Origin of the sequence: Alicycliphilus denitrificans K601 (genome assembly GCF_000204645.1) — a bacterium.
In the GTDB taxonomy this organism is placed as follows: domain Bacteria; phylum Pseudomonadota; class Gammaproteobacteria; order Burkholderiales; family Burkholderiaceae_C; genus Alicycliphilus; species Alicycliphilus denitrificans.
Genome location: NC_015422.1, coordinates 4,055,653 through 4,079,086, shown reverse-complemented (window position 1 = coordinate 4,079,086; position 23,434 = coordinate 4,055,653). Strand labels below are relative to the sequence as shown.

The following is a 23,434-nucleotide window of genomic DNA, read 5'->3' as shown; positions in this document are numbered from 1 at the left end:
ATACTCAAAGCCAATAGGTACCAGCACAAGCAGCTATCGTTTTCATAAAGCATGACATCGCCCTACAACCCCCAGCCCTACGCCGCGGCCGCCGCGCAGCCACCCCGGCCGCCGCGCCGCAGCCGCGGGCGCCGGACCCTGGGCTACCTGGCCGCGCTGCTGGTCGTGCTGCTCGCGCTGTTGGGCGCGCTGTGGTGGTGGGCCGGCACCGGCACGTCCCTGGCCGCCACGTTGGCGCGCGTGGCGCAGTACCTGCCCGAGGGCCAGAGCCTGCAGGCCGGCGAGGTCAGCGGCTCGCTGCGCGCGGGCGGGCGCATCGGCTGGCTGCGCTGGAGCAGCCCCACGCTGGCCGTGGAGGTGCGCGACGCGCGCATCGCCTGGCAGCTGGCGCCGCTGCTGCGCCGCCAGCTGCGGCTGGGCACCGTGGAGGCTGCGCAGGTCACCCTCACGCCGCAGGGCGAGCCCAGCCACGGCGAGTCGCCCGCCGAGCCCCTGCAGCAGCTCGTGCTGCCGCTGCACGTGGAGCTGCCCTTCCGCGTGCAGCGCATCACCTGGGCCGGCACCAGCCCCGTCACCATCGACGGCCTGGCCGGCTCGTACCGCTACGACGGCGCGCAGCACCGCCTGGCCATCAACCAGGTCACGCTGGCCCAGGGCCGCTACGCCCTGCTAGCCACGCTGCAGGCGCACGCGCCCATGGCGCTCACCGCAACCCTCAACGGCAGCGTGCACACCAGCGTGCCGGGCAGCACGCACGCGCTGCAGGCCCTGGCCCAGGCCAGCGTGCAGGGCCAGCTGGCCACGGCCGACGCGCGGCTGAACCTGACGGCGCAGCTGCGCGGCACCGAGGACGGCGGGGCCAAGCCCCCCCCGCTGCACGCCGACCTGCAGGCCCGCATCGCCCCCTGGGCCGGCCAGCCCCTGCAGCAGGCTACGGCCGAGCTGCAGGCGCTGGACCTCGCGGCCCTGTGGCCGCAGGCGCCCGCCACGCGGCTCAGCGGCAGCGCCCGCCTGGAGCCCGCCACCGACGGCACCGGCGGTTGGCGCATGCAGGCCACGCTGCGCAACACCGAGCCCGGCCCCTGGGACCGCCAGCGCCTGCCCCTGTCCACGCTGCAGGCCAGCGCCGCCTACGACGGCCGGCAATGGAACGTGCCCGAGGCCCTGCTGCACGTGGGCCGCGGCAGCGTGGCCCTGCAAGGCAGCTTCACGCCCGCCACGCGCGCGCTGCAGGGCAGCGCGCAGGTGCGCGCGCTCGACCCCGCGGCCCTGCACACGCAGCTGGACGCCGCCCCCCTGAGCGGCACGGCCAGCGCCGACACGCGCGAGGACGGCGCCGTGCGCTTCGCCGTCCAACTGCGCGCAGCCGGCGGCCGGCCGGCGCGCGGCACGGCCAAGGCGCCCGCCCCCCTGCGCGTGCAGGAACTCGCCGCGCAAGGCCTGTGGCAGGGCGACCACATCGCCATCGACCGCCTGCTGCTCGATGCGCTGCAGGCCCAGGTCCGCGCGCAGGCGCTGCGCATCGACACGGCCAATCTCTCGGCACAAGGCCGGCTGCAGGCCACACTGCCCGGCGCCACGGCGCAGTTCGACGGGCAGGTGGCGACGCAGGGCGGCCAGGGCACGCTGGCGCTGCGGCTGGCCGATGCGCGGCGCACCCAGCGCTGGCTGGACGGCCTGCCGGGCCTGTCCGGCGCGCTGGCCGGCTGGAGCCTGGACGGCAGCGCCGAGCTGAACGCCCAGTGGCGCGGCGGCTGGCAGACGCTGCAGCGCCAGCTGCAGGCCGCGGGCATTCCTGCCGGCGCGCCGGTGGCGGCAGCCGCGCAGGGCGGCGGCTTCACGCTGCAGGCGCGGCTCGATGCCCCGCGCCTGCAGATCGCGCGCGCGGCGCAGCCGGGCGGCAACCCGGCCCCGTTCACGCTGGAACTGCTGCGCGGCACGGCAGCGCTGGACGGCACGCTCGCGCAGGCCCGATTGCAATGGGACGGCGAGCTGCGCCAGCCCGCCGCGCCCGGCCAGCCCGGCTGGCGCGCCCAGCTGCGCCTGCGCGCCGACGGAGGCAGCCGCGGCGCGGGCGGCTGGCAGGCCCGGCTGGGCGAGCTGCGCGTCCAGGCATCGGCCGACGGCCAGCCCGGCCCGTGGACGCTGAGCATGGCCGAGCCGCTGGCGCTGGACCTGCGCCAGTCGCCGCGTCTGGCCGTGGACGCATCGGCCGGCCAGGTGCGCATCACCGGCCCGCAGCCCGGCGAGGCCCTGCTGCGCTGGCAGCCCCTGCGCTACGCGCAAGGCGCGCAGGGCGCTGCGCAGCTGCGCAGCCAGGGCGAGCTGCTGGGCCTGCCGCTGGCCTGGGCCAACGCCTGGCGCACGGACGGCCAGGGCCTGCTCACGCGGCTGGGGCTGGCCGGCAACCTGGTGCTGGAGGGCCGCTGGGACATAGACGCCGGCGAGCGCCTGCGCGCCAGCGCCAGCCTGCGGCGCAGCAGCGGCGACCTGAACATCCTCACGGACGAAGTGGCGTCCGGCACCGCCGTGCACAGCAGCGGCCAGGGCAAGGGGGCGCAGGCGCCCCAGGCCGTGGCCGGGGCGGGCACGCCCGCCGGCCTGCGCCAGGCCGAGCTCACGATAGGCGCCGACGGCGACGGCCTGCGCGCGCAGCTGCAATGGGACAGCGAGCGCGCCGGCCGCGTGCAGGCGGACGCCAGCACCCGCCTGGCCCGCGCGGACGGCGGCTGGACCTGGCCCGAGGACGCCCCGCTGGCCGCCACGGTGCGCGCCGAGCTGCCCGACGTGGGCGCATGGTCCGCCCTGGCGCCGCCGGGCTGGCGCGTGAGCGGCACGTTGAGCGCCGACGCGCGCCTCTCCGGCACGCGCGCCGCGCCGCAGTGGCGCGGACAGCTCGCGGCCGACCGGTTCGGCGTGCGCTCGCTGCTCGACGGCGTTCAACTCACCGACGGCCGTCTGCGCGCCACGCTGCAGGGCGACCGGCTGGAGATCACCGAACTGCTGGTGCACGGCGGCCAGGGCAGCCGTGCCCGCATTGCCGGCTACAGCGGCAACCGCACACCCGCGCCGCAGGACGGCGGCACGCTCAGCGGCAGCGGCAGCCTGTCCTGGGGCGCAGCGGGCGGCACCGGCGCATCGGGCATCGCCATGGACCTGCGCGCCCGCGCCCAGGCCCTGCAGCTGCTGGTGCGCGCCGACCGGCAGCTCAGCGTCTCAGGCGACCTGCAGGCGCGGCTGCAGGGCGGGCAGTTCCAGCTGCGCGGCAAGCTCACCACCGACCGCGCCACCATCATCCTGCCCGAGGCCGGCGCGCCCACGCTCGGCAGCGACGTGGTCGTGCACTCGGCCGCCCTCGACCGCGCGGCCGCCGCCCAGGCCGAGCAGGCAGCCCAGGCATCGGGCCGCGTGCAGGCCGCCACGCCGCCGGACATTGCCGTCGCGCTCAACCTGGGCGAAGACTTCGCGCTGCAAGGCCACGGCATCACCACGCGCCTGACCGGCGAGCTGGAGATCCGCAGCAGCGCCGCGACCGGCGGCCAGCCGCGCGTGACCGGCGAAGTGCACACCGTACAGGGCCGCTACCGCGCCTGGGGCCAGGCGCTGGACGTGGAAACGGGCCTGCTGCGCTTCTCCGGTCCCTACGACAACCCGTCGCTGGACATCCTGGCCCTGCGCCCCAACATCAGCGTGCGCGCCGGCGTGCAGGTCACGGGCACGGCGCACGCGCCGCGCGTGCGCCTGTACGCCGACCCCGACCTGCCCGACGCCGAAAAACTCTCCTGGGTGGTGCTGGGCCGCAGCACCAGCGCCGGCGGCGCCGAAGCGGCGCTCCTGCAGCAGGCCGCCCTGGCGCTGCTGGGCCGCGGCTCGGGCGGCGGCACCGACGGCATCGCCAAGCGCCTGGGCCTGGACGAGATCGGCTTCAAGGGCCCCCAGGCCGGAGACGACGCCAGCGAAGCCGCCCTCACCCTCGGCAAGCGCCTGTCCGAAGACCTGTACGTGACCTACGAACGCAGCCTCTCGGGCGTGCTGGGCACGCTCTATATCTTTTACGACCTGTCCAAGCACCTCACGCTGCGCGGGCAGACGGGCATCCAGAGCGCGGTGGACCTGATCTATACGGTGCGCTACGACTGAATACAGGCAAAATTCGATTGCAGAGCACATCCACAAAGCGCTGATAGCTATCAGGGAAATAGCAAAAATGCCATGCTGCAGCGCCCTTACAATCGTGCCCGTCCTCCCCGTAGTTCAATGGATAGAACGAGCGCCTCCTAAGCGCTAGATACAGGTTCGATTCCTGTCGGGGGGACCATCTCCTCGCGGCGCCCCGCGCCCGCCGTCGCTCACCACGGAGCGGCGTGGCGCGGCCGGCGCAGCCCCATCAGCACCGCCAGCAGCAGCGCTGCGGCAGCGTTGTGCGCCAGCACCAGGGGCAGCGGCAGGCGCAGCCAGACCTGCACCAGCCCCAGCGCCACCAGCAGCACCGGCAGGACGACCAGCCAGGCGGCCACGGCCCGCCGCCCCAGGCGCCACGCCTGCCAGGCCAGCACCAGCAGCACCAGGGTCAGCGCCATGCCGCTCCAGCGGTGCAGCATGTGCACCAGAGCACCTTCGGAATGCGTAGGCAGCACGTCGATGGCCGGCATCACCCATGGATCGAGCGCCTGCCACGATCCGGCGCGCCAGTCGCATGCGCCCAGGGCCGGGCAGCTCAGCCCTGCCTGGCCGGCGCTGACCAGCCCCCCCAGCGCGACCTGGACCCACGCCAGGACCGTCGCCACGCCCAGCCACGGTGCCGGCACCGGCCGCCAGCCTGCCGCGCCGGTGCGCCCCGCCACCAGAGCCAGGCGCACGCTGACCGCGAACATGGCAAAGCCCCCCAGCAGGTTGCCCAGCGTCACCGCCGGAAGGCGCGACTGCCCGCTCCAGCGGCCCAGCACCGCCAGGAATAGCGCCAGCCCCAGCAGCACCAGCGCCAGGCGCGCCTCGGTCCGCAGGACCGCGCCCGAGGCGAGCGCCAGCCCCGCCATCGCAAGCACTAGCAGCAGGGTCGTCGACGCCACCACCCTGTGGCCCACGCGTGCCATGGCCACGCTGTCGCCCAGGCCTGGCTGCGCGGCCTCTGCGGCCGCGATGCCCTGGCACTGCGGCCAAGGCTCGCAGCCCTGCCCGGCCCGGGACAGGCGGATGAAGGCGCTCAAGCTGGCGATCACCAGCACCAGGGCCGCACACAGCCAGGCCATGCGCTGCAGTGCCAGACGCCTGCGTGGTTGTGAAGCGGGGAAAAACATGGTGGTGACGGGGTGATGCCAGAGGGCGCCAGTGTTCCCGGTAGATGAGGCATGTCAAGGCAATGGCGCCCGATTAGTGTCGCCAAGACCGTATTTTTTATACAAAGCAAAGGGTTTACCCAAGACCTTCAACGCCAAAGATTTGACATAGCGCATGTTTTAACCGACCTTCAAAGTCAAGAATCCAAAGGACCGAGAAGCGTGCCAAGGAGAAAGCTATGCACCACGACGATGAAGACGAGAAGGTTCCACTCATACAGCAGCTGCTGGACAGCCCGTTTCTACTGCTGTTTTTGGGCGTGATGATTCCCATGGTTGTCTACAACCTGTGGGGCGTGATCGACATCTTGACCATTCCATTGGCCAAGTAAAAGGAGCTACACCATGAGCGCAATACTGCCCCCTTCGGAGCGGCTGTGGTGGAAGCATCCACTCGATCGCGTGGAAGGCATCTGGATCGCCATTTCCTTCATCTGGTGCATGGTCATGTTCTTCATGATGGTGTTCTGGCACATCTACGGCAAACAGAACCTGGCCACCGAGACCTACAAGACGACGCCCGAGAAGTTCACCGCCCAGACGCAGGCTGCCGTGGACAAATGGACGGTGCGCACGGAGACCGAACAGAAGGTTCCCGTGGTCGCCCCGCCCGAAGGTGCCGACGTCTACATGATCGGCCGCCTGTGGAACTGGTGGCCGATTCTCGAGCTGGAAAAAGGCAAGACCTACAAGCTGCACCTGACCTCCATGGACTACAACCACGGCTTCTCGCTGCAGCCGACCAACATCAACATCCAGGTGGTGCCGGGCTATGAGCACGTGATCAAGGTCACGCCCAATGAATCGGGCACCTTTTCCGTCATATGCAATGAATACTGCGGCATCGGCCACCACGAGATGCTCGGCCGCATCTACGTGAAGTAAGGGGAGTATTGTCATGGCCGTCTCTACCACTTACCGTACCTGCCCGCGCACGGGCCTTCAATTCGAGGCCCAGGCCGAAAAACTCATGATGGCCAACGCCTTCATGGCCGTGGTGGCCCTGCTCGTCGGCGGCCTGCTGGCCATCGGCGTCGTGCTCACGCGCTGGCCCGCCGTGCACTGGCTGCCCGCCGACACCTTCTACATGGTGCTCACGGCCCACGGCATCGACATGCTGATCTTCTGGATCATCTTCTTCGAAGTCGCCGTGCTGTACTTCGCCTCATCGACGCTGCTGCGCTGCCGCATCGCCACGCCCAAGATAGCCTGGGCGGGCTTCGTGCTGATGCTGGTGGGCGCGGTGTGGAACAACATCACGGTGTTCCAGGGCGAGTCCAGCGTGATGATGACCTCCTATGTGCCGATGATGGCGCACTGGTCGTTCTACCTGAGCCTGATCCTGTTCGCCGTCGGCGCGCTGGTCGCCTGCGGCGTCTTCTTCGGCACGCTGGTCGTGGCCAAGCGCGAGAAGACCTACGAAGGCTCCATCCCCCTGGTCACCTTCGGCGCCCTGACGGCCGCGATCATCGCGGTGTTCACCATCCTGTCGGGCGCCTTCATCCTGGTGCCGACCTTCCTCGTCTCCGTGGGCCTGCTCAAGAGCGTCGATCCGCTGGTCTACCGCGTGGTCTGGTGGGCCTTCGGCCACTCCTCGCAGCAGATCAACGTGGCCGCGCACATCTCCATCTGGTACGCCGTGGCCGCCATCGCCTTCGGTGCCAAGCCCATGTCCGAGCGCGTCAGCCGTGGCGCCTTCCTGCTGTACATCCTGTTCCTGCAGTTGGCCAGCGCCCACCACATCCTGGCCGACCCCGGCGTCAGCACCGAGTGGAAGATTGTCAACACCAGCTACTTCATGTACTTCGCCGTGCTCGGCTCCATGATCCACGCCCTGTCCATCCCCGGCGCCATGGAAGTGGCCCAGCGCGCCAAGGGTTACAACAAGGGCCTGTTCGAATGGCTGCGCAAGGCCCCCTGGAGCAACCCCACATTCTCCGGCGTGTTTATCGCGCTCATAGGCTTTGGCTTCCTGGGCGGCATCTCCGGGGTGATGATGGGCACCGAGCAGCTCAACCTGCTGATCCACAACACCATCTACGTGCCCGGTCACTTCCACGCCACGGTGGTGGTCGGCACCACGCTGACCTTCATGGCGCTGACCTACTTCCTGATCCCGGCCCTGTTCAAGCGCGAGATGATCGCGCCCGGCCTGGCCAAGCTGCAGCCCTACCTGTTCGGCTTCTCGATGTACTTCTTCTGCCTGGTCATGATGGGCGCGGGCACGCTGGGGGTATCGCGCCGCCACTGGGACATGGCCTTCAGCGGCAACGCCCTGGCCTATGAATGGCCCGGCGCGGCCTACCTGATGATGGGGCTGGTCGGCATCGCCGGCGTGGCGGCCATCGCGGGTGGCGCGATCTACATCTACGTGACCGTGGGCTCGCTGCTGTGGGGCAGGCGGCTGGACGCCGGCGCACCCAGCCCGAGGTTCACCCCGGTCTCGCGCGCGGCCCCCACGGCAGCTGCGCAGACCTATGGCTCGGCCGGCTTCGTCGCACCCGGCACCTTCGTGCTGGCGATGTTCTTCCTCGTGGCCTTCGTGCTGTACTACTTCGTCAACTGGAAGTACCTCGGCCAGCTGTGGAGCCTGAGCTGACACGGAGCGCAGCCGCCATGCACACCACAACGCTCAAGCCCGCCACGCGCAACGCGGCGCAGGTGACACGCGACGTCATCTCGCTGTTCAAACTGCGTATCGGCATGCTGATCATGATCACCGCGCTCGTGGGCATGGCCATCACGCCGGGGCCCGCGCCCAGCTGGGCGGAGACGCTGGTGCTGGCGTTGTCCGTGCTGCTGGCCTCGGCCAGCGCGGGGGCCTTCAATCAGTACGTCGAGTACGAGAGCGACCGCCTGATGAAGCGCACCAGCCGGCGGGCCTTCGCCACCGGCGCACTGCCCCACCATCCGGTCTGGCTGGTCCTGATGGTGGCGCTGCTGGCGGCGGCGGTGGCGGCGGCCTGGCTGGTGCTCAACGGTGCGGCGGCGCTGCACGTGTTCCTGGGCGCCTTTTTCTACGGCGTGGTCTACACCCTGTGGCTCAAGCGCCGAACGACCATGAACATCGTCATCGGCGGCCTGGCTGGCAGCTTTGCCGTGCTGGCCGGCGCAGCTGCGGTCGATCCCGACCTGGGCCCCCTGCCCTGGCTGCTGGCGCTGGTGCTGTTCCTGTGGACGCCGCCGCATTTCTGGAGCCTGGCGATCGCCAACCGCGCCGACTACGCACAGGCGGGCGTCCCCATGCTGCCCGTGGTCGTGGGGCCGAAGCGCGCGGCGCGCACCGTGCTGCTCTGCACCACGCTGCTGTTCATCGCATCGCTCACGCCGCTGACCTATGGCGCCGGCCCGGTGTACGGCCTAGGCGCGCTGGCGGGGGGCGTGCACTTCGTGTACAAGTCCTGGCAGCTGGCGCGCAGGCCCGAAGACCGCGCCGCCGCCATGGGATCGTTCTTCGCATCGCTGGTGCAACTGAGTGTCCTGCTGGTCGCCGCCTGCCTGGATGCCGCGCTGCGGTGACATAGAGGGTGACCGCCATGGTCTGGTCGCTGCCGCCACGTCTGCTCCGGGGAGTCGCTTCATGCGCTCTGGGGCTGGCTCTGGCTCTGCCGGCCATGGCATCCACCGACGGCTCTGCCGATCTGGGGCTCGACCGTGAGGCGGCGCTGCGCGCCAGCCAGGCAGCCATCGGCCGCAAGGTCGGCGAGCACATCCTCCTGAACCGCGAAGGCCAGCCCGTATCCCTCGCGTCGTACCGTGGCAAGCCGCTGCTGGTGAGCTTCATCTACACCGGGTGCTTCCAGGTCTGCCCCACCACCACGCGCTCGCTGCAGGAAACCGTGGAGGGCCTGCAGAAAAGCGTGGGACCGAACCAGTTCAACGTGGTGAGCATAGGCTTCAACCAGCCGGCCGACTCGCCGCAGGCGCTCAAAGCCTTCGCCACGCAGTACGGCATCCGCCAGCCCAACTGGGAGTTCCTGAGCCCGCCCGGGGCCATCGTACCCGCCCTGGCGCAGGATTTCGGCTTCGTCTTCCAGGCCACGCCTGCCGGGTTCGACCATGTGCTGCAGGTCTCCATCCTCGATGCCGAGGGGCGCATCGTGCGCCAGGTCTATGGCGAGAGCCTGGTCCCGGCTGAACTGGGCGAGCCCCTGAAGATGCTGCTGGCGGGCACGCCCGTCGAGTCCAACGAACTGGTCGACCAGCTGCTCGACCGCGTGCGCATCCTGTGCACCGTCTACGACCCCAAGACCGGCGCCTACAAGGTGGACTACACCCTGCCGATACAGATCGCCGGCGGAGTGACCTTCTTCATCGCGATGATGATCTTCTTCATCAACGAATGGCGTTCCAGCCGCAAGAGCGCCCGCCACAAGGGAACGCGCAACGCCTGACGCGCCCCGTAGTCATGTCTTTGCCAGGTTCAGCCCTCGACCCCACGGGGCACAGCACGTCACCGCCACCGCTGCCACGCCTTGCCAATGCCTACCGTGCGTTGGAGCATGGCTTCGACGCGGCCTTTGGCAGCGCGGGCAATCCCCTCAAGCAACTGGGCGCACTGGGCTTTCTGCTGCTGTGGCTTCTGGTGGCCAGCGGCAGCATCCTGTTCATCGTCCTGGACACTTCGGCGGCCGGGGCCTACCGGTCGATCGCGTCGCTGGCGGACGTGCCGTGGATGCTGGGCACCGCCCTGCGCGGGCTGCACCGCTACGCGGCCGACGCCTTCGTGCTCGTGATGGGGCTGCACATCGTGCGCGAATGGCTGCTGGGACGCTACCGGCACTGGCGCAGGATGATCTGGTGGACGGGCGTGCCGCTGGTCGGTCTGGTCTTCGTCAGCGCCGTGGGGGGCTTCTGGCTCAACTGGGACCGCCTGGGCCAGTACTCGGTGGTGGCCACGGCCGAATGGCTGGACGCGCTCCCCTTCCTCGCCGCGCCCCTGGCACGCAATTTCCTGGGCGACGCGAGCCTGAGCGACCGGCTGTTCACCCTGTTCATCTTTATCCACATCGGGGTCCCGCTGCTGGCGGTCTTCGGCCTGTGGTTCCACATCCAGCGCATCAGCCTGGCCAAGGTGTTTCCACCCCGGCCCCTGGCAGGCAGCACCCTGGCCGTATTGCTGGCACTGGCGCTGGCGCTGCCGGTGCACAGCCAGGGCCCGGCGGACCTGGGCAGCCTGCCCACCACGCTGGCGCTGGACTGGTGGCTGCTGTTCATCCATCCGCTGATGGATGCCACCTCCCCGACGACGGTCTGGGTGCTGCTGGGCCTGGCCTTCGTGCTGCTGGCATTACCGCCATTCCTGCCCACGGCAACGCGCCAGGCGGTCGCCGTGGTCTACCCCGAGCACTGCAGCGGCTGCGCGCGCTGCTTCGATGACTGCCCCTATTCGGCCATCACCATGGTGGCGCACCCCAACGGCAAGCCGGGCATGCGCCTGGCGCAGGTCCGCGCCGACCTGTGCGCGAGCTGCGGCATCTGCGCCGGCTCCTGCCCTTCGTCCACCCCCTTTCGCAGCGCCGAGCAGCTGGTGACGGGCATAGACATGCCGCAATGGCCCGTCCACGCACTGCGCCGGCAGCTGGTGGACGGCCTGCGCGCCCTGCCCGGGCCCATGCGCCTGGTGGTCTTCGGCTGCGACCAGGGGGCACGAGGTCGACTGGATGCGCCCGACGTGCTCCATTTCAAGCTGGTATGCGCCGGCGCCCTGCCCCCTTCGTTCATCGAATACGCCCTGCGCGCCGGAGCCGACGCCGTGCTGGTCAACGGCTGCCGCGCCGGCGGCTGCGCGTTCCGCCTGGGGCAGCGCTGGACGGAGCAGCGCCTGACGGGCGAGAGAGAGCCCCACCTGCGCCAGTCGGTGCCGCACGACCGCTGGGATGTGGCCTGGACCGACACGGGCGACGAACCCGCGCTGGCCGCGGCGCTGGACGCCTTGCGCCAGCGCTGCCAGCCCGGCGCACACCCTGCTTCTGAGGAGAGCCATAGATGAACCGCGCACTCAACTGGACCGGCCAGGCACTGCTGTACGGCAGCTTCGCGCTGGCGCTGGGCGTGTTTTCACGCTGGCCGGTCTACCATCCGCTGCCAGACGGGATGGCGCAGGTCAAGGTCAGCTTCATCCACCATGGCGCGCGCCTGGCCGAATGCCGCCCCTACACGGCCGAGGAACAGGCCAAGATGGCCCCCAACATGCGCAAGGCCATGAAGTGCGAGCGCGAGCGTTCGCCCGTGCACATCGCGGTGGACATCGACGGCCAGACCGTGCTCGACCAGAACGCCCCTCCCGCGGGCCTATCGCGCGACGGCGCCTCCACGCTGTACCAGCGGTTCAACGTTGCCGCGGGCGAACACAGGATCGCCGTGCGCCTCAAGGACAGCCAGAGCGCCTCTGCGCAAACCCACCAGCTGGAACGAACCGTTACGCTGCAGCCCGCGCAGGTGCTGGTGATCGACTTCAACCCGGACAAGGGAGGCATCGTTCTGCAATGAGTGCCAACACCACCTTCCCCGGCCGGACCGCCAAGCCCGCCGCCAGCCCGCCGGCGGCGCGCCCCGGGGCCAGCTACCAGCTCAGCCTGCCGCACGACGGCCGCCTGCCCCTGGCGCGTGGCTGGCTGTGGCTGGGCCTGGCGGCCTTGATAGGGTCCGGCCTGTTTTCCGTGCTGCTCGTGGTCTCGCGCACGCCCTACGTGAACCAATGGCTGCCGGCGGCCAATTTCTTCCATATCTCCCTGGTGCTGCACGTGGACCTGTCGGTGCTGGTGTGGTTCGTCGCCATGGCCGGGCTGCTATGGAGCCTACATGGCCATCCGCGTGCGCAAGGCCTGGGCTGGCTGGCGCTGTGGGTGACCGGCGGCGGCACGCTGGCCATGGCACTGTCGCCCTTTGTAGACCCTGGCGAGCCCATCATGGCGAACTACATCCCGGTGCTGGAATCGCCGCTGTTCCTCGCCGGTCTGGTGGTGTTTGCCCTGGGCACGGCCCTGCTGGTGCTGCGCGGACTGCTGGCGGCACCGCGGCTGGGGCTGGGCTATGACGGCCGCGGGGCGCTGCATTTCGGCCTCAGCGCGGCCGCCATCGCCACCGCAGTGGCGCTGCTGTGCTTTGCCTGGTCATGGCTGGTGCTGCCCATCAGCCTGCACGGCAAGGCGTATTACGAAATCCTGTTCTGGGGCGGCGGCCATGCGCTGCAGTTCACCTGGACGCTGCTCATGCTGGTGGCCTGGCTGTGGCTGGCCAGCGCCTGCGGCGCGCGCATCGTCCTGAGCCCGCGCGTCACGCTGCTGCTGTTCCTGCTGGCACTGGCCGGCGTCTTCAGCACGCCCTATGCCTACCTGGCGCACGACGTGGCCTCGGTCGAGCACCGCAACCTGTTGACCTGGGCCATGCGCCTGGGCGGCGGCCCGGCCATCGTGCCCGTGGGCCTGGCCGCGGTGCTGGGCGTGCTGTCGCTGCGCCGCCTGGACACCGCCTTGCGCCCGCTGCGCGCGGCACTGCTGTCCTCTGTGCTGCTGTTTGCCGCCGGGGGCATGATTGGCGTTTTCATCCAGGGCAGCAACGTGCGCATCCCGGCGCACTACCACGGCTGCATCGTGGGCGTGACGCTGGCGCTCATGGGTGCCGTGTACCGCATCCTGCCCGCCCTCGGCTACCAGGCGCCGCAAGGCCGCCTGGCCACCTGGCAGCCCTGGCTGTACGGCATGGGGCAGCTGATGCACATCGTCGGGCTGGTCTGGTCGGGCGGCTACGGCGTGCAGCGCAAGGTGGCCGGCGCCGAGCAGGTGCTGCGCAGCACGGCCGAGATCGCCGGCATGGGCCTGATGGGTCTGGGCGGCCTGATCGCCATCATCGGCGGACTGCTGTTCGTCGTCGTCGTGCTGCGCGCCATGCGCCAAGCCGCAAGCCTGGAACGCATGAAGGAGCCCCGCTCGTGATCAAGAAATTCCAAGAACTGCTGCAGTGGCTTTTCCTGCGCGCCGAGGGCCTGTTCAACGCCGCGTTCGGCGACCGCATCAACCCCTTCTACCACCTGGGGGCCATCACCTTCTTCCTGTTCTGGATCGTCGGGGGCAGCGGCCTGTACCTCTACATCTTCTTCGAGACAGGCATCTCCGAGGCCTACACCTCGGTCGTCGACCTGAGCACCAAGCAATGGTGGCTGGGCGGCATCCTGCGCAGCGTGCACCGCTATGCGTCGGACGCCATGGTGCTGACCATGGTGCTGCACATGCTGCGCTACTTCGCCTTCAACCTCTACCACGGCTTCCGCTGGTTCTCGTGGATCACGGGGGTGATGCTGATCTGGATGGTCTATGCCTCGGGCGTCAACGGCTACATGCTGCCCTGGGACCACCTGGCCCAGTACGTCACGGTCACCAGCTTCGAGTGGCTGGACTGGCTGCCCATCTTCAACGGCAGCCTGATGCGCAACTTCCTGTACTCCGAGCATGTGGGGGCGCGCTTCTTCACGCTGCTGTCGTTCATGCACCTGGGCCTGCCGCTGGTGGTGCTGATGGTGATGTGGATCCACGTGCAGCGCGTGCCCAAGGCGCGCACCACGCCGCCCCGCCCCATCGTCATCGGCCTGATGACAACCCTGCTGGCGCTCTCGCTCGTTGCGCCCGTGCACAGCCAGGGAGGGCAGACCGATCTGGCGCGGGCCATCACCCGGATAGAGCCCGACTGGTTCTACATGGCCGTCTTCCCGCTGCTGACCGAATGGCCGCTGGGCCGCGTGTGGGCGCTGGTGGTGGGAGCCTCCGTCCTGGTGGCCCTGCTGCCGTGGTGGCCGCCCCAGTTCAGGCGCGGGGAAAAGCGCATGCACCAGGTGCAGGTACAGGGCGAGCAGGGTGCCAGCGCGGCGATCAAGGTGCGCGAGGGCGAGACCATCCTGGACGCCGGCCTGCGCCAGGGCCTGGCCCTGCCCTATGAATGCCGCAACGGCGGCTGCGGCCTGTGCCTGTGCTCGGTCGAGCAGGGCCAGTTCGAGCACCGTCCTTACCAAAGGAGCGCGCTACCCGACGCCGACAAGGCGCGCGGCAAGGCGCTGATGTGCTGCGCCGTGCCGCGCGAGGACATGGTGATCGACGTGGCGGGCTTCACTGGCGCCGCGGCCGAGGCCCAGGAGGTCTACAGCGCCACGGTCACCCAGATGGAGCGCCTGGCGCCGGACGTAATGCGCGTCTCCCTGCAGTTGCCCGAAGGCCAGAGCCTGCCCTTCGTCGCGGGCCAGTACATCAACATCCTGCTGGACGACGGCCAGCGCCGGGCGTTCTCCTTTGCCAGCCGTCCCGGCGCCGGCAGCCAGATTGAGTTGCACGTGCGCCTGGTGCCCGGCGGGCGCTTCACCACCCATGTGTTCGAGGCCATGAAGGTGGGCGACACCGTGCGCTTCGAAGGGCCGCTGGGGCAGTTCACCCTGCGCGAGAGCACGCACCCCATCCTCTTCATCGCCGGGGCCACGGGCTTCGCACCCATCAAGAGCATCGTGGAAGACGCCTTCGCGCGCGGCGTGCAGCGTCCCATGCGCCTGTACTGGGGGGTGCGCCAGCCGCAGGACCTGTACCTGCTGGCGCAATGCGAGGAATGGCAGCGCCAGCACGGCAACTTCACCGTGGTGCCCGTGGTCTCCGAGCCCGCGCCGGACGATGGCTGGACCGGCCGCACCGGCCTGGTGCACGAGGCCATGCTGTCGGACTTCCCCGACCTGAGCGGCAACGAGGTCTACCTGTGCGGCTCGGTGCGGATGGTGGAGACCGCCGTCCCGGCCTTCATAGCCCAGGGGCTTGACGAGAACTTCTGCTTCTCCGATGCCTTCGTGATGGCCGCGCCCGCGCAGGCGCAGCAGCCGGCCGGTTGATCTGCGGGCGCGCGGCTACAGCTGGAACCCCACCGAACGCACCACCCCTTCTGCGATGTCGCGCACCAGGGAGGGGCGGCGCGCATGGTAGGGGCGCGCGGCGGCGATCTGCCGCGCGCACCATTGCGAGAGCCAGCGCAGTTCCTGGGCGCCATAGAAGGCCGTCATGGCCTCGTAGTTGAGGAACAGGCTGCGCGCGTCGAGGTTGAGCGAGCCCGCGAGGGCCAGCTCGTCGTCGATGAGCACTGCCTTGGCATGAACCATGGCGGGGCTCAGCCAGACCTGCGCGCCGGCGGCGCTGAGCTCGCGCAGGGCGCGCTCGCGCGCGATATCAGCCAGGCGGTGGTTGGAGCGCGCGGGCACCAGCAGGCTCACGCGCACGCCGCGGCGGCAGGCCAGGCACCAGGCGTCGAGCAAGGCCTCGTCGGGCACGAAATAGGGGGTGACGGCCACGATGCGCCGCTGCGCATGGTAGGCCGCAGCCAGCAGCAGCGCGTGCACGGTGTCGTCGGCATGATCGGGGCCACTGGGCAGCCACTGCGCCAGCGGGCCATCCTCGGGCCCGGCAAGCAAGTCCGGCGCGTGCACATGCCGCGCCCTGCGCCCCTTGCGCAGCGCCAGGCCGTGGGCCACGCGCCAGTCGGTGGAAAACTGGGCCTGCGCCAGCTCGGCCAGCGGACCGCACACCTCGTAGCTCAGGTCGATCCACGCGGGCCGGCCCGGACGGTCCACGAAGTATTCGCTGGCCAGATTGCGCCCGCCGCTCCACAGGCGCAAGCCATCGGCCACGGCGAGCTTGCGGTGATTGCGCAAATTGGTGCGTCCGCGCAGGGGGTTGTGCAAGAGCGGCATAAAGCGGCGCACCTGCACGCCCCGGCGCCTGAGCGCGCGCAGCATGCCGGGGGGCGTGCGCATGCTGCCCATCGCGTCCACCAGCAAACGCACGTTCACGCCGCGCCGCGCGCAGGCCAGCAGCGCCTGCGCCACCTGGCGGCCGACATCGTCATGGCCGAGCACGTAGGTGCAGACATCCAACCGGTGGCGTGCCGATGCGATGGTGGCCAGCAGGCCCTGCAGCGCCTCGCCGCCATCGGCATGCAGCACCACCTGCCGGTTGCGCATGGCGGGCGCCAGCTCCATGCTGGCCAGCAGCCGCGCGGCCCAGGCGGGCGCACCGTCCGGCACCAGCAGCGCCTGGCCACGCGTGCGGCGCGCGGGACGCGCGAACTTGCGCGTGCCGAACAGCAGGAACAGCGGCACGATGAGGTAGGGGAAGGCCACGATGCCCAGCACCCAGGCCACGGCCGCCGAAGGGTGGCGGCGCTGGTGGCCGATGCGCGTGCCCATCACATAGACCAGCAGGCCCGCGGCCACGAACACCGCATGGCCCAGACCCGAAAGCACGGCCACGCGGATCATGCGTGCGCGCCCTCCCCCCGCTCTGCGGCGCGCGCCAGCCGCACGCACACGCGCAGCCCTCCCAGGCGGGGAGCGCTGCTCAGCTCCAGCCGCGTGCCGTGCATGCGCGCAATGCTCTCGGCGATGGCCAGGCCCAGGCCGCTGCCGGCCACCGCCGTACCGCCGTCCTGCGGGCCGCGGTGGAAGCGCTGCAGCACGCGCTGGCGCTCATCGGGCGCAATGCCCGGACCGCTATCGTCCACCACCAGCGCCAGGTGGCCGGGCTCCGCCTGCAGTTGCACGTCCACCACGCCGCCCTGCGGGGTGTATTTGATAGCGTTGTCGACCAAGTTGCGCAGCAGGATCTCCAGGGCTTGGGGCTGGCCGGGCACGCTGGCATGCTCCGCCTCGGGGGCCAGCGCCAGCCCCAGGTCCACGCCGCGCTGTTGAGCCGCAGGCGCCGCGTCGGCCACGGCCTGGCGCGCCAGATCGGCCAGCACCACGGGCTTGGGCGGAGCGCCTGCGGTGGCCTGCGCCTCCTGGCGGGCCAGGACCAGCAGTTGCTCGACCAGGCGCGTGGCGCGGTCTATGCCGCCGGCCAAGCGCTCCACGGCCAGCATGCGTGCGCCGGCGTCGCTGGCGCGCTGCAGGCCCTGCACCTGCAGCTTGAGCGCGGCCAGCGGCGAGCGCAGCTCGTGCGCGGCGTCGGCCACGAAATGCTGCTGCGCCTCGAAGGCATGCTGCACGCGCGCCAGCAGGCCATTGAATTCACGCACCAGGGGTTGCAGCTCGCTGGGCAAGCCGGCGTCGCTGACGGGCACCAGGTCATCGACCTGGCGCCGCGCCAATTGGCCGCGCACGCGCTCCACGGGCGCGAGCAGGCGGCCTACGGCCCACCACACGGCCAGGGCCAGCAGCGGCGCCATCGCCGCCAGCGGCAGCAGCGAACGCAGCGCGAGCGCGCGCGCCATGGTGCGGCGCGCCGCCATGTCCTGCGCAACCTGGATGACCTGCGAGCGCGTCTGCAGCGAAAACACGCGGTAGGTGGTGCCGCGCGCCTGCACCTGGGTGAAGCCCAGCACCGCGATCTGCGGCAGCGCGACGCCCACGGCGGACTCGAAGATACGCAGGCCCTCGTTGGTCCAGACCTGGACGATGAGCTCGTCGTGCTGGTATTCGGGGCGCGCACCGCCGCCGGCCCGCGCATCGGGCGGCAGGCCGGCGCGCAGCGCGAACGCGGTCTGCTGCATCTGGTAGTCGAACAGCGCGTCGGTCTCCGCCAGCGCATGACGGTAGGCCAGCACGCCCTGGACCAGGGCGGTGACGGCGATGGCGGCCAGCAGGAACACCAGCAGCCGCAGGCGCAGCGAAGAGGGACGGCGCAGGACGCTCATTTGGGCACCATGTAGCCGAGGCCGCGCACGTTGAGCACGATATGAGCCCCGAGCTTCTTGCGCAGGCCGTGCACGTAGACCTCGACGGCGTTGCTGCTGACCTCGTCGCCCCAGCCGTAGAGCTTGTCTTCGATCTGCTGGCGCGACAGCACCATGCCCGGGCGCGCGATCAGGGGTTCGAGCACCGCCCATTCGCGCGCCGACAGCACCACCGGCCGGCCCTGCACCGTGGCCTCGCGCGTGCCGGGGTTGAGCGTGACGCCCTGGTGCTCGTACACCGGCTCGGCCCGCCCGCTCGCGCGGCGCAGCAGCGCGCGTATGCGCGCCAGCAGCTCGCCCGCGTCATAGGGCTTGAGCACGTAGTCGTCGGCGCCGGCGTCCAGCCCCTCGACGCGCTGGGCCACGCCGTCGCGCGCGGTGGCGATCAGGACGGGCGTGCGGTCCTTGCGCGCGCGCAGCGACCGCAGCACGGCCAGGCCATCGCGGCGCGGCAGGCCCAGGTCCAGCAGCACAAGGTCGTACTGCTGGGTGGCGAGCGCGGCGTCGGCCATGTCGCCGTCGGTGGCCCAGTCGACGGCGTAATGCTCGGCGCGCAGCAGGTCGCGCACGGCCTCGCCGATCATGGTGTCGTCCTCTACAAGCAGCAGGCGCATGGGGTGCAGCATAAGCCAATCCCCCGCGCCCGCGGACTCCTCAACCCAGGCGCACCGGCACGAAGATCTTGTCGCCGTCGCGCTCGATGAGCAGGGCCACCGACTTGCCCGCATGGGCCATGGCGGCGCGCACCTGCTCCACGCCCTTGACCGGCATGCCGTTGATGGCCAGCAACACGTCGCCGCCCTGCACGCCCGCCATGGCGGCCGGGCCGCGCGCGTCCTCAATCAGCAGGCCCTGCCCATTCTCCACGCCCGCGGCGCGAGCCTCGTCGGGCTGCAACGGGCGCAGCGTCAGGCCCAGCTGGCCCTTGCCCACGGCATCGTCGCCTCTGGCGACCTTGGCGGCCTTGTCGTCGGCGTTGCCCAGGGTGGCGGCCAGGGTCTCGGCACGACCCTGGCGCCAGACCTCCATCTGCACCTTGTCGCCCGGGGCCTGCTGGCCGACGAAGGCGGGCAAGTCGCCCGAGGCGACGATGGGCCGGCCATTGATCTTGAGGATCACGTCGCCCACCTTCAGCCCCGCCTTGTCGGCCGGGCCGCCGGCATCGACGTTGGCCACCAGCGCTCCTGCAGGCCGGGGCAGCTTGAACGAGTCGGCAAAGGTCTGGTTGACCTCCTGCACGGCGACGCCCAGGCGTGCGTGCTCCACACGGCCGGTGGCCACGATCTGCTGCTCCACGCGCGTGGCCACCTCGATGGGGATGGAGAACGACAGGCCCTGGAAGCCCCCGGAACGGCTGTAGATCTGCGAATTGATGCCCACGACCTCGCCGCGTGCGTTGAACAGTGGGCCGCCGGAGTTGCCGGGGTTGACGGCCGCATCGGTCTGGATGAAGGGCACGTAGCTGTCGTCGGGCAGCGAGCGGCCCTTGGCGCTCACCACGCCGACGGTGACGGAGTTCTCGAAACCGAAGGGCGAACCGATGGCCAGCACCCAGTCGCCGACCTTCAGGTCGTCCGAGCTGCCCAGCTGGACGGTGGGCAGGTTGCTGGCATCGATCTTCAGGACGGCGACGTCAGTCTTGGGATCCGCACCGAGCACCTTGGCGCGGAACTCGCGCCGGTCGGTGAGCTTCACGGTCACGTCGGTGGCGCCCTTGACCACATGGGCGTTGGTCAGGACGATGCCGTTGGGGTCGATGATGAAGCCCGAGCCCTCGCCGCGCACGGGCACGCTGCGCTGGCCCTGCCCGCCCATGTCGGGCATGGGGATGCCGAAGCGGCGGAAGAACTCGTAGAACGGGTCGTCGGGGGTTATGCCCGGCATGCCGCGCTGGCGCGCCGTGGGGCTGTTGGCGCCATCATCATCCGAGACCTTGCGCATGCCGCTGACACTGATGTTGACCACCGCCGGGCCGTAGCGCGCGGTGATGGCCGAGAAATCGGGCAGCGCGGCGGCGGCCGGCGCCGTGGCGGGCGCCGCGGCAGCCGCCACCGGCTGCGCCAGCTGCGCGCGTGCCTCGTGCGCCGTGATCAGGCCCGCGCCCGTGGCGCCCAATGCGCCCGCGGCCACTAGGGCCAGGACGAGGCGGCGGGGAGTGGCGAGTAGTGTGTTCATGGTCTGCCTTTCCATAGCATGTAGTGCCGATGGAAGGCAGTGTGGGAGTGCCGGCTTAGGCGATTCTTAAAGCAGATCCAGCACCAGCTGCGGCGGCCGGCACAGCCGGGCGCCCTTGGGGCTTACGACGATGGGGCGGTTCAGCAGCACCGGGTGGGCGGCCACGGCCTCTATCAGCTGCCGGTCGCTCACGCTTGGTGCGTCCAGGTTCAGCTCCTGGTAGATCGCTTCCTTGCTGCGCAGCAGCTCGCGCACGGGCACGCCCAGGCGGGCCGCCAGGGCCGTCAGTTCAGCCACGCCCAGGGGCTCCTTGATGTAGTCCACGATGGTCGGCTCGATGCCGCGTTCGCGCAGCAGTTCCAGGGCGCCGCGCGAGTTGCTGCAGCGGGCGTTGTGGTAGATGGTGATGTCGCTCATGCCCGGCAGTGTGCCTCAGCGCGAAGAGCCGCGCAGCGTTCGGCTCAGCAGGATCACCGGCACCAGGCCCACGGCCACCAGCGCCAGCGAAGGCAGCGCCGCCTCGCCCAGGCGCTCGTCGCGCGCCAGCTGGTAGGCCACCACGGCCAGGGTGTCGCTGTCGAAGGGGCGCAGCACTATGGTTGCCGGCAGCTCCTTCATCACGTCCACGAACACCAGCAGAGCGGCCGCCGCCGTGGAACGCTTGAGCAGCGGCCAGTGCACGCGCGCCAGCAGCCCCATGCCGCCCACGCCGAGCATGCGCGCCGAGTCGTCCAGGCTCGCGGGAATGCGCGCATAGCCGCTCTGCACCGACTGCAGCGCCACGGCGCAAAAGCGCACCAGGTACGCCCAGACGATGCCCACGGCGGTGGTGGTCAGCAGCGCGCTCAGGCCCCAGCCGGGGGCCGCGGCCTGCAGCCAACCCACGGGCAGCAGCAGGCCCACGACGATCACCGCGCCCGGCACGGCGTAGCCCAGGCCCACGAGCTGCACCACCGCGCGCGTGAGCGCCCCGCCCCGGCGGCGCACGGCGAACGCCAGCGCCAGCGCGATGCCCATGGCCAGCACGGCCGTGATGCCCCCCAGGCGCACGCTGTTGCCCGCCCATTGCACGAAGCGGTCCCAGGGCAGCACCGACCAATCCGCCGCCAGCGGCCGCAGCATGAACAGCACCGGAGCCACGAAGCCCATCAGCACCGGCAGCGCGCACACCAGCCAGGCCGCCGCGCAGCCCGGGCCGCGCAGGCGCGTGGGCTGCGCCTCGGCCGAGCCGGCCCGGCCCACGCCGCCCGTGGCGAAGCGCATGCGCCGCTGCGCGCGCAGCTCCAGCTGCAGCAGCAGCGCCACCAGGGCCAGCAGGAAGGTGGCCAGCTGCGCCGCGGCCAGCCGGTCGTCCATGGACAGCCAGGTCTTGTAGATGCCCGTGGTGAAGGTCTGTATGCCGAAATAGGACGCCACGCCGAAGTCGGCCAGGGTCTCCATGAGCACCAGCGCCACGCCCGCCGCCACGGCCGGGCGCGCCAGCGGCAGCGCCACGCGGCGCATGCGCCGCGCCGGCGATGCGCCGAGCAGGCGCGCCGCCTCCATCAGGTGCGCGGCGCGCTCGCCCAGCGCCGTGCGCGCCAGCAGGTACACGTAGGGGTAGAGCGAGAAGATGAACACCCACACCGCGCCACCCAGGCTGCGCACCTCGGGCAACAGGCGGCCTTCCAGCCCGAAGGTGGCGCGCAGCCAGACCTGCAGCGGGCCGCTGAACTGCAGGAAGTCGGTATAGGCGTAGGCCGTCACGTAGGCCGGCATGGCCAGGGGCAGCAGCAGCAGCCATTCCAGCTGACGCCGGCCGCGGAAGTCGAACAGCGTCACCGCGGCTGCCGTGGCCGTGCCCACCACGGCCGCGCCCACGGCGACGGACAGGCCCAGCCACAGCGTGGTCCACAGGTAGTCCGGCAGTACGGTGGCTGCCATATCGCGCAGGATGGCACCGGACTGGGCGCCGCCCTCCGCCTGGGGCAGCCACGCGCCCAGCACCGCCAGCACGGGCAGAGCCAGCAGCAGCGCCAGCACGATGGGAGCGAGGGAGCGCAGGGCGCGTTGGATCGGAAGCAAGGGATAGCCCGTGGCGGGAAGCGTCGGCATGCGCCAATGGCTGCATGCGGCCATGATGCAAATCGGAATGATTCTACGCAACCGGCTTCTAGAATCCTCCCATGTTTCTCGAAGTCTCTCAGCTGGAAGTACGCTACGCCAACCGCCCACAGGCCGCCGTGCAGGGCGTGACCCTGGGGCTGGCGGCGGGCGAGATCGGTGTGCTGATCGGCCCCTCGGGCTGCGGCAAGACCACGCTGCTGCGCGCCGTGGCGGGCCTGGAGGACGTCGCGGGCGGCAGCATACGCCTGGGCGGCGAGGTGGTGGGAGCGCCCGGCCGCAGCGTGCTGCCCGAGCAGCGGCGCATCGGCATGGTGTTCCAGGACTACGCGCTGTTCCCGCACCTCACCGTGGGGCGCAACGTGGCCTTCGGCATTCACGACCTGCCGCGCGGCGAGCAGGCCCAGCGCGTGCGCGAGGCCCTGGACCTGGTGGGCCTGGCGGGCAGCGAGGCGCGCTTTCCGCACGAGCTATCGGGCGGGCAGCAGCAGCGCGTGGCCCTGGCGCGCGCGCTGGCGCCGCGCCCGCGGCTGATGCTGCTGGACGAGCCGTTCTCCAACCTCGACGTGGACCTGCGCGAGCGCCTGGCGCACGAGGTGCGCGGCATCCTCAAGACCGCGAACGCCACGGCGCTGTTCGTCACGCACGACCAGCTGGAGGCCTTCGCCATCGGCGACCGCATCGGCGTGCTGGAGAGCGGCCGCCTGCACCAGTGGGACGACGCCTACGCGCTCTACCACCGCCCGGCCACGCGCTTCGTGGCCGACTTCATCGGCCACGGCGTGTTCGCACCCGCCACGCTGGTGCAGCAGGGCAGCCACGTGGTGGCCCGCACGGCCCTGGGCGACCTCACGGACATCGACGGCTGCCTGCTGCCCTCGAGCTACCCGCGCGGCGAGTGCGATGTGCTGCTGCGCGCCGACGACGTGGTGCACGACGACGCCGCGCCCGTGCGCGCGCGCATCGTGCGCAAGGCCTTTCGCGGCTCGGAGTTCCTCTACACGCTGGAGCTGGAAGGCGGCCTCACCGTGATGGCCCACGTGCCCAGCCACCACGACCACGCCATGGGCGACTGGATCGGCATCCGCCCGCAGGTGGACCATGTGGTGACCTTCCCGCGCGGGTGA

At 70.7% G+C, this 23,434-nt stretch carries 18 protein-coding genes and 1 tRNA gene; 12 read left to right on the top strand and 7 right to left on the bottom strand.

Annotated elements, in window-relative coordinates; all coding sequences use genetic code 11:
* Nucleotides 1–51 precede the first annotated feature (51 nt).
* Both ALIDE2_RS19395 and ALIDE2_RS19390 read left to right on the top strand, forming a co-directional pair.
* Nucleotides 52–4,140, top strand: coding sequence for a translocation/assembly module TamB domain-containing protein (locus tag ALIDE2_RS19395; protein ID WP_013722960.1), 4,089 nt, complete (start codon nucleotides 52–54; stop codon nucleotides 4,138–4,140).
* 103 nt (nucleotides 4,141–4,243) lie between these two features.
* Nucleotides 4,244–4,318, top strand: a tRNA-Arg gene (locus ALIDE2_RS19390).
* A gap of 31 nt (nucleotides 4,319–4,349) precedes the next feature.
* Here ALIDE2_RS19390 and ALIDE2_RS19385 read toward each other — a convergent pair.
* On the bottom strand, nucleotides 4,350–5,249 hold the full coding sequence (locus tag ALIDE2_RS19385) for a COX15/CtaA family protein (protein WP_013520403.1): 900 nt from the start codon (nucleotides 5,247–5,249) through the stop codon (nucleotides 4,350–4,352).
* 266 nt (nucleotides 5,250–5,515) lie between these two features.
* Here ALIDE2_RS19385 and ALIDE2_RS25305 point away from each other — a divergent pair, with 266 nt between their 5' ends.
* The 9 genes from ALIDE2_RS25305 to ALIDE2_RS19345 all read left to right on the top strand — a co-directional run bounded on the left by ALIDE2_RS25305 (nucleotide 5,516) and on the right by ALIDE2_RS19345 (nucleotide 15,198).
* Entirely contained in the window at nucleotides 5,516–5,668 is a 153-nt protein-coding gene (locus ALIDE2_RS25305; protein WP_013520404.1) for a hypothetical protein, read from the top strand.
* A gap of 13 nt (nucleotides 5,669–5,681) precedes the next feature.
* Nucleotides 5,682–6,221, top strand: a complete 540-nt coding sequence (locus ALIDE2_RS19380) for a cupredoxin domain-containing protein (protein ID WP_013520405.1) — start codon at nucleotides 5,682–5,684, stop codon at nucleotides 6,219–6,221.
* Nucleotides 6,222–6,234: 13 nt separating this feature from the next.
* Complete coding sequence (locus tag ALIDE2_RS19375) at nucleotides 6,235–7,935, top strand: cbb3-type cytochrome c oxidase subunit I (RefSeq protein ID WP_013520406.1); 1,701 nt, start codon at nucleotides 6,235–6,237, stop codon at nucleotides 7,933–7,935.
* A 17-nt stretch (nucleotides 7,936–7,952) separates the two neighbouring features.
* Nucleotides 7,953–8,855, top strand: a complete 903-nt coding sequence (cyoE, locus tag ALIDE2_RS19370) for a heme o synthase (protein WP_013722959.1) — start codon at nucleotides 7,953–7,955, stop codon at nucleotides 8,853–8,855.
* 95 nt (nucleotides 8,856–8,950) lie between these two features.
* Nucleotides 8,951–9,730, top strand: a complete 780-nt coding sequence (locus ALIDE2_RS19365) for an SCO family protein (RefSeq protein ID WP_238530052.1) — start codon at nucleotides 8,951–8,953, stop codon at nucleotides 9,728–9,730.
* Nucleotides 9,731–9,744: 14 nt separating this feature from the next.
* Nucleotides 9,745–11,328 (top strand): cytochrome b N-terminal domain-containing protein, encoded by a 1,584-nt coding sequence (locus ALIDE2_RS19360; protein WP_013722958.1) that lies wholly within the window; start codon nucleotides 9,745–9,747, stop codon nucleotides 11,326–11,328.
* Nucleotides 11,325–11,828: a hypothetical protein gene (locus tag ALIDE2_RS19355; RefSeq protein WP_013520410.1), complete on the top strand. Its 504-nt coding sequence runs from the start codon at nucleotides 11,325–11,327 to the stop codon at nucleotides 11,826–11,828. The genes ALIDE2_RS19360 and ALIDE2_RS19355 overlap by 4 nt, the downstream gene beginning before the upstream one ends.
* The gene (locus ALIDE2_RS19350) at nucleotides 11,825–13,273 is read left to right on the top strand and encodes a cbb3-type cytochrome c oxidase subunit I (protein WP_013722957.1); all 1,449 of its coding nucleotides are present in this window, start codon (nucleotides 11,825–11,827) and stop codon (nucleotides 13,271–13,273) included. The genes ALIDE2_RS19355 and ALIDE2_RS19350 overlap by 4 nt, the downstream gene beginning before the upstream one ends.
* Nucleotides 13,270–15,198, top strand: coding sequence for an FAD-binding oxidoreductase (locus tag ALIDE2_RS19345; protein ID WP_013520412.1), 1,929 nt, complete (start codon nucleotides 13,270–13,272; stop codon nucleotides 15,196–15,198). The genes ALIDE2_RS19350 and ALIDE2_RS19345 overlap by 4 nt, the downstream gene beginning before the upstream one ends.
* 15 nt (nucleotides 15,199–15,213) lie before the next feature.
* Here ALIDE2_RS19345 and ALIDE2_RS19340 read toward each other — a convergent pair whose 3' ends face one another.
* The 6 genes from ALIDE2_RS19340 to ALIDE2_RS19315 form a co-directional block, all read right to left on the bottom strand.
* Nucleotides 15,214–16,617 (bottom strand): phospholipase D-like domain-containing protein, encoded by a 1,404-nt coding sequence (locus tag ALIDE2_RS19340; RefSeq protein ID WP_013520413.1) that lies wholly within the window; start codon nucleotides 16,615–16,617, stop codon nucleotides 15,214–15,216.
* Nucleotides 16,614–17,990: an ATP-binding protein gene (locus ALIDE2_RS19335; protein ID WP_013520414.1), complete on the bottom strand. Its 1,377-nt coding sequence runs from the start codon at nucleotides 17,988–17,990 to the stop codon at nucleotides 16,614–16,616. The genes ALIDE2_RS19340 and ALIDE2_RS19335 overlap by 4 nt, the downstream gene beginning before the upstream one ends.
* Nucleotides 17,987–18,643: a response regulator transcription factor gene (locus ALIDE2_RS19330; RefSeq protein ID WP_041701661.1), complete on the bottom strand. Its 657-nt coding sequence runs from the start codon at nucleotides 18,641–18,643 to the stop codon at nucleotides 17,987–17,989. Before ALIDE2_RS19330 ends, ALIDE2_RS19335 begins: the two co-directional genes overlap by 4 nt.
* 40 nt (nucleotides 18,644–18,683) lie before the next feature.
* Nucleotides 18,684–20,204, bottom strand: a complete 1,521-nt coding sequence (locus ALIDE2_RS19325; RefSeq protein WP_013722956.1) for a DegQ family serine endoprotease — start codon at nucleotides 20,202–20,204, stop codon at nucleotides 18,684–18,686.
* 66 nt (nucleotides 20,205–20,270) lie between these two features.
* A complete protein-coding gene (gene arsC / locus ALIDE2_RS19320) occupies nucleotides 20,271–20,621 on the bottom strand; it encodes an arsenate reductase (glutaredoxin) (protein WP_013722955.1) in 351 nt (116 codons plus the stop codon).
* A 15-nt stretch (nucleotides 20,622–20,636) separates the two neighbouring features.
* Nucleotides 20,637–22,298: an ABC transporter permease gene (locus tag ALIDE2_RS19315; protein ID WP_049791359.1), complete on the bottom strand. Its 1,662-nt coding sequence runs from the start codon at nucleotides 22,296–22,298 to the stop codon at nucleotides 20,637–20,639.
* Nucleotides 22,299–22,369: 71 nt separating this feature from the next.
* Here ALIDE2_RS19315 and ALIDE2_RS19310 point away from each other — a divergent pair, with 71 nt between their 5' ends.
* Nucleotides 22,370–23,434 carry an ABC transporter ATP-binding protein gene (locus tag ALIDE2_RS19310; protein ID WP_013520419.1) on the top strand — a complete coding sequence of 355 codons (1,065 nt, stop codon included), beginning with the start codon at nucleotides 22,370–22,372 and terminating at the stop codon, nucleotides 23,432–23,434.